The sequence below is a fragment of the Anabaena azotica SJ-1 genome (assembly GCF_047275885.1).
GTDB classification, from domain to species: domain Bacteria; phylum Cyanobacteriota; class Cyanobacteriia; order Cyanobacteriales; family Nostocaceae; genus Trichormus_B; species Trichormus_B azotica_A.
The window spans coordinates 703,898-718,202 of sequence record NZ_CP178454.1 but is presented as its reverse complement, the minus strand read 5'-3'; the positions used below and the strand labels follow the sequence as shown (position 1 = coordinate 718,202).

The 14,305-nt window shown below is 38.5% G+C and carries 9 protein-coding genes; 6 read left to right on the top strand and 3 right to left on the bottom strand.

Translation table 11 applies throughout. From position 1 onward, the window contains the following. The first annotated feature begins 234 nt into the window (after nt 1-234). Nucleotides 235-1,194 (top strand): cobalamin-binding protein, encoded by a 960-nt coding sequence (locus ACLLO5_RS03060; RefSeq protein WP_413174013.1) that lies wholly within the window; start codon nt 235-237, stop codon nt 1,192-1,194. Between the two features lie 112 nt (nt 1,195-1,306). On the opposite strand, the gene ACLLO5_RS03055 is transcribed toward ACLLO5_RS03060, so the two are convergent. The 3 genes from ACLLO5_RS03055 to ACLLO5_RS03045 all read right to left on the bottom strand — a co-directional run bounded on the left by ACLLO5_RS03055 (nt 1,307) and on the right by ACLLO5_RS03045 (nt 7,236). Beyond that, nucleotides 1,307-2,590, bottom strand: coding sequence for an ABC transporter ATP-binding protein (locus tag ACLLO5_RS03055; protein WP_413174012.1), 1,284 nt, complete (start codon nt 2,588-2,590; stop codon nt 1,307-1,309). Nucleotides 2,591-2,918: 328 nt separating this feature from the next. After that, nucleotides 2,919-5,117, bottom strand: a complete 2,199-nt coding sequence (locus ACLLO5_RS03050; protein ID WP_413174011.1) for a calcium-binding protein — start codon at nt 5,115-5,117, stop codon at nt 2,919-2,921. Nucleotides 5,118-5,868: 751 nt separating this feature from the next. Continuing rightward, a complete protein-coding gene (locus tag ACLLO5_RS03045; protein ID WP_413174010.1) occupies nt 5,869-7,236 on the bottom strand; it encodes a response regulator in 1,368 nt (455 codons plus the stop codon). 531 nt (nt 7,237-7,767) lie between these two features. Between ACLLO5_RS03045 and ACLLO5_RS03040 the strand changes: the two genes are divergently transcribed. The 5 genes from ACLLO5_RS03040 (at nt 7,768) to lhgO (ending at nt 14,302) form a co-directional block, all read left to right on the top strand. Then, nucleotides 7,768-8,442: a vWA domain-containing protein gene (locus ACLLO5_RS03040; RefSeq protein ID WP_413174009.1), complete on the top strand. Its 675-nt coding sequence runs from the start codon at nt 7,768-7,770 to the stop codon at nt 8,440-8,442. 217 nt (nt 8,443-8,659) lie between these two features. After that, nucleotides 8,660-9,442, top strand: a complete 783-nt coding sequence (locus ACLLO5_RS03035; protein WP_413174008.1) for a PP2C family serine/threonine-protein phosphatase — start codon at nt 8,660-8,662, stop codon at nt 9,440-9,442. Between the two features lie 134 nt (nt 9,443-9,576). After that, nucleotides 9,577-11,772 carry a tetratricopeptide repeat protein gene (locus tag ACLLO5_RS03030; RefSeq protein WP_413174007.1) on the top strand — a complete coding sequence of 732 codons (2,196 nt, stop codon included), beginning with the start codon at nt 9,577-9,579 and terminating at the stop codon, nt 11,770-11,772. A gap of 493 nt (nt 11,773-12,265) precedes the next feature. After that, entirely contained in the window at nt 12,266-13,039 is a 774-nt protein-coding gene (gene rfbF, locus ACLLO5_RS03025; RefSeq protein ID WP_413174006.1) for a glucose-1-phosphate cytidylyltransferase, read from the top strand. 51 nt (nt 13,040-13,090) lie between these two features. Continuing rightward, nucleotides 13,091-14,302 carry an L-2-hydroxyglutarate oxidase gene (lhgO, locus tag ACLLO5_RS03020; RefSeq protein WP_413174005.1) on the top strand — a complete coding sequence of 404 codons (1,212 nt, stop codon included), beginning with the start codon at nt 13,091-13,093 and terminating at the stop codon, nt 14,300-14,302. The last annotated feature ends 3 nt before the right edge of the window (nt 14,303-14,305 follow it).

Here is a 14,305-nt window from a genome sequence, read left to right as displayed (position 1 = left end):
TGTGACTACGTATCAGTGTCTAGATAAAAACCAGTAAAATTTACTCAAACTTTATAAAAATCTATAAAATTGTACGCCTTTGCATTTGGACGCAAAACAAAAATGCTAACATCCTCAAGATAGATACCTTATCTTTCAAAGTATGCAAAAATAAAGATAGAAACAGATGTAAAAAAAATTGACCCCATTTTCTCTTCTCAACTCCTGAACTCCTATTCCCAGGAGGTGAAAATTATGATAGATAAAAATATAAGAATTGTCTCTTTAATTCCTAGTGCGACAGAAATAGTTGCTACTCTGGGTTTACAAGATGCTATTGTGGGGCGATCGCATGAATGTGACTATCCTCCAGAAATAGCTCACCTGCCAGTTTGTACGCAAGCACGTTTGAATGGTAATGCTGATAGCAGTTCTATTCACAACGAAGTTAATAATATATTGCAATCTGCTCTGAGTATCTACAAAATTAAACTTGATGTTCTAGAACAATTGCAACCTACCCACATTCTCACCCAAGACCAGTGTGATGTATGTGCTGTTAGTTTACCAGAAGTAGAAAAAGCTGTTGCCCACCTGACCCACACCACACCTCAAATAATCTCTTTACAACCCAGTACACTGCGGGATGTATGGGGAGATATAGAACGAGTAGGTCAAACATTTGGAATTAACTCAGTAGAAATACTAGAAAATTTAGAAGCTCGTGTAAAAATTTGCAATCGCAAAATCCAAGGACTTTCGATCACAGAAATGCCTACAGTTGCTTGTATAGAATGGACTGATCCTTTGATGGCTGCTGCAAATTGGATTCCTGAACTCATTAATATTGCTGGTGGACAGACATTATTTAGCGGTATCGGTCAACCTTCAGCGCGTTTAAGCTGGGACACATTAATTACGAGTAATCCCGATGTAATCATTTTTATGCCCTGTGGCTTTGATTTACAACGAACTCACCAAGAAGCAAAACTGTTAACTCAGCGTCCAGACTGGGAAAAATTACACGCTGTTAAAGCTGGTAGAGTTTATATCACCGATGGTAACGCTTACTTTAACCGTCCCGGACCACGCCTAGTAGATTCTGTAGAAATATTAGCCGAAATCTTGCACCCAGACATTTTTGAATATGGTTATAAAGGTACTGGGTGGCAAAGTTTATACAACTCACATCTGTCCCGCCCCTTAGAGGTCTGAAATTTTTGACCGAAAACAGGAAAGATAAGCTGTGTGACATTTAACTTGCATCTTTTTTATTTTCGGGTCAAAACCGTTAATTCCTCTCCCCTGCTTCCATACAGGTCTCAATTTAGCTGATTGCTAACTCGGTCTCTGGATCAAAAAAGTGAATTTTTTCAGGAATAAATGATAACCAAAGTTGTTCATCCAAACGAATGAATCTATCGGGAGTAATTCGCACTTGCAAAGATTGACCTTCTGCACTTGATGATTCAGGATCAAAAATTCTGACCGATAAAAAACTATCATTTCCTAAATTTTCTACCAAATCTACTTTGATAGGTAAATTTTTGGTTGCAGGTACACTCAAAGTTAAATGTTCTGGACGAATCCCTAAAATTAAAGTTTTTCCATCGTATTTTTGTAAAGGTTTTCCCCACACTTCTGGAAGAGTGAAACGAAAGTTAGAATGGGTAATTAATAAAGGTGCGTGAAATTCTACCGGGATAAAATTCATTGGTGGTGAACCAATAAATTCGGCTACAAAGCGGTTAGCAGGGTGGTTGTAAAGTTCTAATGGTGCTGCGACTTGCTGGATTTGACCTCCAGACATGATCGCAATGCGATCGCCCATTGTCATCGCTTCAGTTTGATCATGGGTGACGTAAATCGTTGTTGTTCCCAACTGACGCTGCAATTTGACGATTTGGGCGCGAGTTTCAGCCCGTAATTTAGCATCTAAGTTAGATAATGGTTCATCCATTAAAAATACTTGAGGATTCCGAGCGATCGCTCTTCCTAATGCTACCCGTTGTCTTTGTCCTCCAGATAACTGTTTAGGTAAGCGATTTAATAAAGTTTCAATTTGTAATAATTGGGCAACATTCCACACTTGTTGTTCTACAATTCGTTCTTTTGGAGAAAGATAACGCAGTCCTTTGGGTAATTTTCTCGTCATTCCCACCAGTAGATTTTCTCCCCACTGACGTAACAGAGGAGAAGAACCCGTTTCTCTACTTCCAAATCGACGACGCAACCCAAAAGCAATGTTGTCATAAACACTCATCTGGGGATAGAGGGCGTAATTTTGGAACACCATCGCGATATCACGTTCTTTGGGAGGTAAATCATTAATCAAGCGCAGCCCTTGGTCAGCTGTGCGATCGCCCACCCAGATATTACCCCCAGTCATTACCTCTAATCCTGCTATTAACCGCAACAAGGTACTCTTACCACAACCAGAAGGTCCCACCAACACCATAAATTCACCATCCGCAATGGTTAAATTAATTCGCCGTAGGACATTAATACTATCTGCACCTTCCTTTCCTGGTGATGACATTTGTGTAGTCACACCTTCCCCCTTGCGAGGAGGAAAACTTTTATAAACGTTCTCTAATACAACTTGTGCCACAGGTAATTACTTTAATAGTTTTTAATCTATAGAGATTGGATTTTCCTTCCTCTACAGTAGACAGTATAGTATTCCTTGATTAACCCAAGAGTAAAGTTATCAGCTAATATGCTAGAGTTCAAACTTATTGATATTACAGCAGTTTTCACCTAGTTAGACCACAGTAGAGACATTGCATACAACGCCTCTACAAGGGTTTTAAAGATTGTTTTGTGATTCATTTACCTGAAAATCGCCGTAAAATAGCCAGCACCTTAGCCCATCTTGAAAATTAGAGACTAGGCGCTGGCATTGTGGTCAATTAAACAGTGATTTTATACTTGGTTTTCTAAACAACAAGTACGAAATCGGAGGCAGCCACGAAATCTAACACTGCAAACTCACCACCCGTACCAAAACCGACATTAGTACCATTTTGGTTATAGAACAGACTACCGCTGCTGAGGCTATAAACTATTCTCGCAGTGCTGCTTCCTGCTAGGGCATCATCACTAACATAATTAAATTCTGAAGCATTGCTAAATCCCGTCCCCACCGCACTAGTGAGAGCGGTAAATACTTTTTTGCTCAAAACTAACTTGTCAGTTCCTGTAGTGAAATCAGCAATGGTCGCTACTCCATTGGCGGCCGTTGTAAAAGCAGCAGTTCCAGTAAATACGAACTGATCAGCACCAACACCACCAAATAAGTTGTCAGCACCTGCACTAGCAATAAGGGAGTCATCACCCACACCACCTGAGAGAGCATCATTACCCGCACCCCCGTTGAGCGTATCATTACCTACACCACCAATCAGGGTGTCATTACCTAAACCTCCTACTAAGTTGTTATTGAGGCTATTGCCGATTAAGCGGTCATTACCATCACCACCAATTGCATTTTCAATGCTGACATTGGAAGACAATGTGATTTGTGTATTAGCACCTACAGTTTGAGTCGTAGTAATTCCCAGATTCAGGCGAACATTTGCTACTCCAGCAGGAGTTCCTGAAAAGCTAATAGTATCTACACCGGAGGCATCTGTAATGGTGTCACTGCCTAGTCCAGTGCTATTTAAGGTAAATAAATATGTGTCATTACCTACATCACCATTTAAGCTATCTGTTCCTGCACCACCATTGAGGGTATCGTTACCAGCACCACCATTGAGGGTATCGTTACCAGCACCACCATCGAGGTTGTTATTACCCGTGTTACCTGTAATGACGTTATTACCTCCATTACCAGTACCATTGATTGGAGATGTTCCTGTCAGGATGAGATTTTCAATATTGTCCAAGGCCGCAATACTATAGGTAACACTCGATTGAACGGTATCAATACCTTCGTTAGCGGCCTCGGTAATGGTATCTGTAGTGGTATCTACAATGTAGACATCATTACCTACACCACCAATTAAGGTATCTGTTCCTGCACCACCATTGAGAGTATCGTCACCAGCAAGACCATCTATGATATCGTTACTATCAGTACCAACCAAGTTATCATTGCCATTCGTACCAGATATAATAGATGTGATATCGCTATTAATCCAGACCTGAGAGCTAAATTTATCAACATTTTGGAAAATTTGGATTAAATCAGGAGATCCATCATTATCAACATCCGCAGTCAGGTACTGTGTATTCGTTGCATAATTACCCACGTCTGTTGTTTCCACACTTTTAGTGAAGATACCAGCACCATCGTTAATCCAGACAGTAGATTGAAACTTATTGGTAGTTCCATTGCGCCAAATCTCTATTAAATCAATATCTCCATCATTGTCAACATCGGCGCTCAAGTATTGTGTAGTAGCTGCATAATTACCGATCTCAGAAGTTGGTGTACTTACGCTGAATGCACCAGTACCATCATTAATCCAGGCAGTAGATTGAAACTTATTGGTAGTACCATTGCGCCAAATCTCTATTAAATCAATATCTCCATCATTGTCAACATCGCCACTCAGGTATCTTGTGGTAGTTGCATAATTACCGATAGTTGTAGTTGGTACAACTAAGCTGAATACACCAGTACCATCATTAATCCGGGTAGTAGATTGAAATTTGTTGGTAGTACCATTGCGCCAAATCTCTATTAAATCAATCGCTCCATCATTGTTAACATCGGCACTCAGGTATCTTGTTGTAGCTACATAATTACCGATATTAGTAGTTGGTAGTCCTAAGTAAAATGCACCAGTACCATCATTAATCCACGTGGCAGATTGAAACTTATTGGTACTACCATTACGCCAAATCTCTATTAAATCAACTATTCCATCATTGTTAACATCACCACTTACGTATCTTGTGGTAGTTTCGTAGTTACCAATCTCAGTAATTGGTAGTCCTAAGTAAAATGCACCAGTACTATCATTAATCCAGGTAGTAGATTGAAACTTATTAGTAGTACCATTCCACCAAATCTCAATTAAATCAACTACTCCATCATTGTTGAAATCGCCACTCAGGTATCTTGTAGTAGTTGCGTAATTGCCTATGTTAGCAGTTACTGATCCGGAAGTAAAAGAACCCATGCTCATGAGAATACACCTTTGATCTGTCAGAAATAATTAAGTAATGACTGTTTGTGTCGTATCATATTGATGACTTGGTTGCTAAAAAGTATCGCTTGTAACATTTCATCTAAATGTAATAAAACTTATGCTATGCTCTATATATATATGCTAAAAACAAATAATAGCTAGACTTGATATCGGGCAAAAGTCTTTATATATCAATAATCTTGGCGACTTAAACAGTAAAGTCACAACCCATTTTAGTATAATACCTACAATCAATAGCCCCAAAAATTAAGTACGCGATGTTAAAAAAAATTAATGACCACAAATTTTAAGAATTGTGAGCAAGATATTTTTTGTTGTGATGTAATATGTATGTGCGGCTAATTATTTATAGTATGGCTGGGTAGGCTACTAAGTAACTCAACCTTAAAAACATCAAATCAACCTACTTAGGGTTTGCTGAGAAAGTCTTTTTGTAGAGGTAGGTGACAGGTGAAAGGTCAGGGCAAACGCATCTAAGTTCTGTAATCCATGCCCAACAAGGGTTTCAGATTTTAGTCACAAAAATAAACAATGGTTGAAACCTTGATTCTGTAAGTATTCTAAAAATAAGATGCGTTTGCCCTGGGTGAAAGGTGACAGTTTTAATAGTTGGATGGGAAATTGCGACTAAAGGTATGTTAATAACGCAAATTCAAATTTGAAACTTGCTCTGTGACTGGGTTTCAAACACCTGAATCCTTACATAAATTCACATTTCAAAAGTTGACTATGCCAAATGCATAAAAATCATTTTTAGCAACTCAGTACGAGTAAAAGGTTTAGTTAAATAACCAGAGGCTCCCACCATTCTGGCTTTTACTTTATCAACAATTCCCTTGCTTCCGGTAACAAAAATAATGGGAATTTCCTTAAACATTGAATTATTACGGATTATTTTACATAATTCATAACCATCAATACCTGCCATATTGAGATCCAACAAAATCAAATCCGGTTTATGTCTAATAATAGACATAACTGCTTTGATTGGATCATTAATCGTGACTACTGCAACATTTTCACCTTCTAAACAACGGCTGATTTCTTTAAGAATGGTGGGACTATCATCTACAGAAATAATTTTGTAGATTTTCTTAGGACTTATAGTAGCCGTATTTACGGTTTTCTGTTCAGGCTCTATGTTATTGATTATGTTTAATTGCTCATGGTTCTCTGTTGGTAACGCAGAAATTTCAAGTACATGGTCTTCTACAGCAGGATTCTCATCTGCTAACGCTTCTACATCAGATTCTTCTTCATAAATTACTAGTGTGCTATATGTTGAAGATCCAGAAACATCTTCAAAAGTCTTAGGCAATTTATCAAATGGAGGGTCTGGTTCATGGAGAATAATCGAACCCTGAAGTATATAAGGGTATAAAGTTCGAGCCAGTTCCACCTCATCCAGATTCATAATTACAGCCAAATGACGCAGGCTAAAGCCCTTCATCCAAGTTGTGATATTTTGCTGTAATTCTGGTAGTTGTTTGTTATAAAACCTGCTGTTAATCAACAAGTATGGACGCTGATAAGGAGAAGATATTTGCGGAGCGCAGGATTGCCAACTTTGTAACCGCTTTTGACAACGGTCTATAATATTTTCTGTATCCAACTTGCAAATTTTAGGAAGGCTCTGTACTGGTTCTGTTAATACATAAGTTCCTTCTTTAATCAACAGAAATGATTCAATCACTTCTTTGACTAACTCTTGAATGAGTAATGCTGCTTGGTGAGAAGGTAAATGTTTTTGCGTTACTAGCCAGTGAATACCTTGATATTCTGGTGGTTGACCCAGTAACTCATGCTCAGGTTTGCTTAACTGAGTTTGCCAATCAGGTTCAAAAGTCAACCGTAATTGTACACGAACTTCATTAGTCAGTGGAGAAATTTGCTGATTCAGACGACGTATATGTCGTTCTAATCTATCAAAAGGTTCTACTGAATGAGTGGCATAGATGATTTTGCCTTGATCTAAATATATTAACCACAAAACTGAGTTGTAAGAAACTTGTAAACAAGTAGTATCAGAAGAATTAGTTAATTGCCTTAATAGACGTTCAGGAGATAGTTTGCTAAATGTGCCAGTATTATTCATAATTTTACAGTTTTTTCTAAGAACTTAACATAGTCTTGAGAAAGATGAAATTTGGGTTTAAGTATGGTCTTTGTTTTTATATTTTTGGATCAACCAATCATAAATTGGTAAATATTATGTCATGTAAATGCCAAGCCTAGTTTTCATTTTTACATAGTAACAATTAGCAAATCACTAAATTAATTAAGATTACTTAGTGGTCTTGATTCAAGAAAATTTCCACATAAAATCTTTAAAATTTTTCTTTATGTAAATGTATATATTGATTATTGTATTCTTAATTTGTTGAAAATAAATTATGGTAGCTCCACTACAACAAGTAATGTTCATACCTCCTAATCAATTCGCTTCAATTAAACTATATGGTGATTCAAGTTTCCTGAAATAGAGAATTTGGTGAGAATAATTGAATTAATGAAATTTAAGCGATTTATCGCAAAATACCATAATTCTAGTCGTACTAGTCTAGGAAACTATATACTTTGAGAAAAGGAAATTAAAACGTTGGACTATAACATAACACAAAAGGTTATGCTGGATACACTAAAATTAGATGAAGTCGTAGAATTTGCAGAAAACCCAGAACCACGTTGTCCGTGTGTGCTATTGCTAGACACATCTGGCTCAATGCAAGGAGAACGCATCGAGGCTTTAAACCAGGGTCTGCTTACTTTTAAGGATGAACTGGTAAAAAATTCCTTGGCAGCGAGAAGGGTAGAAGTAGCCATTATCACATTTGATAGTCATGTTAATGTGGTGCAAGATTTTGTCACCGCAGACCAATTCAACCCACCTATTCTAACAGCCCAAGGGCTAACAACAATGGGGGCAGGAATTCATAAATCTTTAGAAATAATTCAAGAACGTAAATCCCAGTATCGAGCCAATGGGATTGCTTATTACCGTCCTTGGGTATTTATGATTACAGATGGTGAGCCACAGGGTGAGTTAGATAATGTGATTGAGCAAGCTGTACAGCGGCTACAAGGAGATGAAGCGAATAAACGAGTGGCCTTTTTTACAGTAGGAGTAGAAAATGCGAATATGACCCGTTTAAATCAAATAGCTGTGCGTACTCCTCTCAAACTGCAAGGATTAAACTTTATTGAAATGTTTGTTTGGCTTTCAGCCAGTATGTCAGCCGTTTCACACTCCAAAGTAGATGAGCAAGTAGCACTACCACCAATTGGTTGGGGATCTGTTTAGCAGTTATCAGTTATAGCAGGTGACGGGTGACAGGTGACAGTAGTGAAAGTCTTTCTATGTCTGAGTTTGCTGATAGCTGCGCTGTCTTCCTACGAGGGTTTACGCCCAAGCTTAAGGCTATTGTATGCCCCAGTTATATCACAATTGCTATAGCAATCTTAAATCATTCGCCAAAAATCCTGTTGCCTCAAGCCTTTTGCATTTCTCCTACTAATTTATGAACACACCAAAACAGATTCCTAAATGGCGGATAGTAGCCGCGTCTGTATGTGGTACTAGCCACATCAGAAACCAGCAATTATGTCAGGATGCTCACCATTGGCAAATATTAGCAAATAATGTATTAGTGATAGCAGCAGCAGATGGGGCAGGTTCTGCAACATTGGGAAAAGTGGGAGCGATGATTGCTGTAGAGACAGCCACAGAATATATCTCACACAGTGACATTAGCCATCAAACCTTTGCGGAGGATGCTTTTTTGCGTGATTTGCTAACTGATGCTATGTTAGCGGCCAAAAAAGCAGTAGAAGAGGAGGCGGATTTGTGTCAGCATCAGCCCCACGATTTAGCTACTACCTTAATTATTGCGATCGCCACACCACAAATTGTCGCAGTAGCCCAAATTGGAGATGGTTTAGCCGTAGCCAAGGATAGCACAGGCAACCTCATAGCACTGACTATTCCCGATAGCGGTGAATATATCAATGAAACCACATTTTTGACTTCGCCTGATGCCTTAAATACAGCACAATTCAGAATATTACGGCAAGAAATAGTCAATATTAGTGTTCTTACCGATGGACTACAAATGCTGGCTTTGAATATGCTAGTGGGTGAACCTCACAAACCATTCTTTTTTCCGTTATTCGATTTTGTCGCCAATGCCCAGGATAAGACCATAGCCAAAGAACAATTGGTAAAGTTTTTATGTTCGGAGCGCATTACCCAAAGGACAGATGATGATTTGACCTTGGTTATAGCAGCATTAAGCAAATCATGAAAGTAAAAACAAGGCAGTCACAAGTATTTAACCCCCTCGTTACAAATGGAATAACTACCAAACATTACCTCCTGCCCCCTTTTCCCTTCACGATTGACTAATTTTAATCACCACTCTTAAGCAAATATTCCACCATGCAGGTACTACGTTGTCTTCCCAAGCAAGAAACTCTCAATCTCACTGTTAGTTTGGGGCGTGGCGGTGAAGCTTGTGTCTATACAGTGCCATCAGATGAAAATTTAGTGGCAAAAATTTATCACAAGCCAATTGATACCTATGCTCAAAAACTTCAGGCCATGATAGCTAATCCCCCTGAAAACCCTACAGCTAATTTGGGGCATATTTCCATCGCTTGGCCACAGGAATTATTGCAAGCTGTGGATGGTAGTGGTAGTATCATTGGCTTTTTGATGCCGCGCATTCGGGGGATGCGGCCGATTATGGATTTTTACAATCCGGGAAACCGTCGTCAAAATTTCCCATTATTTAATTATCAATATTTATTGCGTACTGCTCGCAATCTATCGGCCGCTTTTGCAGCTCTGCACGCCAGCCAATACTGCATTGGGGACGTAAATGAATCAAATATTCTAGTGAGTAACACCGCCTTAATAACCTTAGTAGATACAGATTCATTTCAAGTACGTGATCCAGAGAAAGATATTGTCTATCGTTGTTCCGTAGGTAAACCAGAGTATACACCTCCAGAACTACAGAATAAAACTTTTGCTGACTATGATCGGGAAAGTCATCATGATTTATTTGGGTTAGCAGTGCTGATATTTCAATTATTAATGGAAGGTACGCACCCATTTTCGGGAATTTTTCAAGGTTTATTTGATCCACCGGCTTATGAAGCCAGAATAGTTGCTGGTCATTTTACTTACAGTCAAAAGCAAAAAGTACCCTATTTACCTACTCCTATTGCACCTGCTTGGCAGATGCTTCATCCCCGTTTACAGGAACTGTTTGTGCGTTGTTTTGAAGATGGTCACAACAGTCCTCGATCGCGTCCTAATGCTCAAACTTGGTTATCTGCGATCGCAGAGGCGGAAGAGAGTCTGGTCACTTGTGCTGTCAATCCCCAACATCTCTACCATAATCACCTGAATCAATGTCCTTGGTGTGAGCGTGCTTCCCAATTAGGTGGACGTGATCCTTTTCCATCACTAGAGGCGATCGCTTCCGGAGAACATCTCAAACCACGCCGCAAATCCAAAAAGCGCCATCTCCCAACCCCTGGGATACGCAAGCCAGCTATTTCTCCATCTCCTCTACATCATTGGCAACCAATATTTACTCCCAATTTTTCAGCTTATCAACCAGCCAAAAAATCAAACAGATCAAAGTTTTATAGTATAGTTTTTTGCTTATTAGGTTTTGGGTTATTGGGATATTTGGACATAATGATTAAATTTACCCGTCCTTTTGTTTCCCAAAATCCTTATACCCAACAATCCTTAATGTCTCGCTTAGAGAATAATAGTGTTCAGACTGATAATCTCACTTTTATTGATTACTATAACCGGGGTAACGAAGCTTATCAAAAGCGAGACTATGAACAAGCCATCGAAAATTTTACCCAAGGAATTAAAAAAAACTCTACTTTTTCTAAATTGTATATCAATAGAGGTAATGCCCGCTATAATTTGAACGATTACGAAGGAGCATTAGCAGACTATAACCAGGCGCTAAAAATTAATCCCCAGGAAGTGAAAGCATTAGTCAATAGGGGTAACGCTTATTATATGCTGGCTGATTATAGTAGTGATCCTGAACAAGAATATCAAAAAGCCATCAACAATTTCAATACTGCTATTAACATCAATTTGCGTGATACTGAAGCTTATATTAGACGGGGTATTGTGCGTTCTCAAATAGCTAAATATAGCAGTAATTATCAACAAGAATACCAAAAATCTATTGCAGATTTTACTGAAGCCATTGCACTCAATACCTCCAAAGCAGAAGCTTATTTTCAGCGTGGTCTCGCCCGTTATCAATTTGCCCAATATAGCAGTAATTATGCTAAAGAATATCAACAAGCAATTGTAGATTTTACCCAAGCAATAAATATCAATCCACGCATGGCTAAAGTTTATCTCAAACGGGGTATGGTTTATTATGAACTAGCACAATACGGTGAAAATACAGTCCAACAAAACCATGCTCAAGCCATTGAAGATTTAGAAAAATCTGCTCAAATTTACCTCGAAGATGAGGATATGGATAACTACCAGCAAGCTCTCAGTAATATTTGTGTTATTGTCTCCAAAAAGTGTGATACTTTATTCCAAAATTCTACAAGTTTTAACCAAATTCAACCGTGATATAGCAGGTGATAGGTGGCCGATAACAAGCAAACACTTTTTCAGATTCGAGACTATTCTGACTTATTTCTAACTCCTTTTACTGACTTGCGTAGAGACGTTCCGCTGGAACGTCTAACTTCATGGCTAACTCCACACTAAGGTATCACAAAGAAATTTTTACAACAAACCTTAAATACTTACAAAATATCCCTCTCAAGGTAGTTAATATTAGAGAGCATTTACATCACATCTATTAATTTTTAGTTAATGTATAAATCTGAGATACAACTACTGATATTCATAATTTTTTTACATATAAAATATCTTAAATTTACTGATTCTTTATAATTTTTCAGCAGTTTCCAGTTAAATTATTTCTAGATTAGTCATAGAGAGAACTGTATAGAAGTTGATTTTTTATCTAGATCGTTTCTCTATTTGTCGTGCATCCTCCTCATCCCTCAAAACTCAAATAATAACCTAACGACAAATAAATCTTTAAGGTGATTGCATGAAAGCAGTGATTTTGGCTGGCGGACTGGGTACACGCCTCAGTGAAGAAACCAGTATCAGGCCGAAGCCGATGGTTGAGATTGGAGGTAAGCCGATTCTCTGGCATATCATGAAAATATACTCGGCTCATGGTATTAATGAATTTATTATCTGTTGCGGGTATAAAGGTTACATCATCAAGGAGTATTTTGCTAACTACTTTTTGCATATGTCAGATGTAACTTTTGATATGCGGTTTAACCAGATGAGTATACATTCTGGATATGCTGAACCTTGGCGAGTTACCTTAGTTAATACAGGTGATAATACCATGACCGGCGGGCGTTTAAAAAAAGTCAGAGAACATATTGGTAATGACACTTTCTGTTTTACTTATGGAGATGGAGTTAGTGATGTAAATATCACCGAACTCATCAAATTTCATAAAGAACAAAAAACCTTGGCAACATTAAGTGCAGTCCAACCAGCGGGAAGATTTGGTGCAATCTCTCTAGGACAAGAGCAAACTAGAATTACTAGTTTTAGAGAAAAACCAGAAGGTGACGGTGCATGGATTAATGGCGGTTATTTTGTGCTTGAACCTGAAGTAATTAACTTCATTACTGATGAATCTACCGTTTGGGAAAAAGAGCCATTGGAAAAATTAGCTGATATGGAACAACTTTCAGCTTTTAGACATAATGGGTTTTGGCAACCAATGGATACTTTAAGAGACAAACAATACTTAGAAGGGCTATGGCAAAATGATCAAGCACCTTGGAAAGTATGGTAATACAAATTTTGGATGTTGGATGTTGTCTTTTGGATGAGGGAAAAATTACTAATGTATGATTTTGCGATAATTGGTGGGGGAATAGTTGGACTTTCTACAGCGATGGCTTTAGGCGATCGCTATCCCCATGCCAAGATTTTAGTATTAGAAAAAGAAAGTCAATGGGCATTTCACCAAACAGGTAATAATAGCGGCGTAATTCATTCGGGAATTTACTACAAACCAGGCAGTTTCAAAGCTCAATTTTGCCGTGACGGCAGTCGTTCAATGGTTGAATTCTGCCAAAAACATGATATTGAGCATGACATTTGCGGTAAAGTGATTGTGGCCACAGAAGCACAAGAACTACCACGTTTAGAGAACCTCTACAAACGAGGTCTAGATAACGGTATAGCAGTGCGAAGAATTAGTCCTGAAGAAGTTAAAGAAATTGAGCCTCATGTTAGTTGTGTAGGTGGAATTCGCGTATTATCTACAGGCATTGTTAATTACAAACAAGTTTGTTTAAAATACGCTGAAATTATTCAACAACAAGGGGGAGATTTACGCCTCAATACCAAAGTTATCCAAATCATCCAAAAAGGTAAAAACCAAGTAGTTGAGACCAACAAGGGTAACTTTGAAACTAAATTTGTGATCAATTGTGCCGGATTGCATAGCGATCGCATTGCAAAATTAGGTAAAGCTAATCCTGAAGCTAAGATCGTTCCCTTCCGGGGCGAATACTACGAACTCACACCCGCAAAACGCTATCTCGTCAAAACCTTAATTTACCCAGTTCCTAACCCGGACTTTCCCTTTTTGGGTGTTCACTTCACCCGCATGATTGACAATAGCGTTCACGCAGGGCCAAATGCAGTTCTCAGTCTCAAACGCGAAGGTTACAAAAAAACCGATTTTGACCTGCGAGATTTTGCTGAAGTGATCACCTATCCCGGATTCTGGAAACTAGCCGCCAAACACGCTGACGAAGGCATTCAAGAAATTATTCGTTCCTTTAGTAAAGCCGCCTTTGTCAGAAGTTTACAAAAACTCATTCCCGAAGTTCAAGCAGAAGATTTAGTCCCAACTCATGCAGGAGTTCGCGCTCAAGCACTAATGAATAATGGCTCCTTGGTAGACGATTTTTTAATCATCCAAGGAGATAACTCCATTCATGTTTGCAATGCACCCTCTCCCGCAGCTACATCTTCTCTAGAAATTGGCAAAGCGATTGTTAGACAAATACCGCAACCAGCACATTTACAAAGCTTAGTAACCTAATTG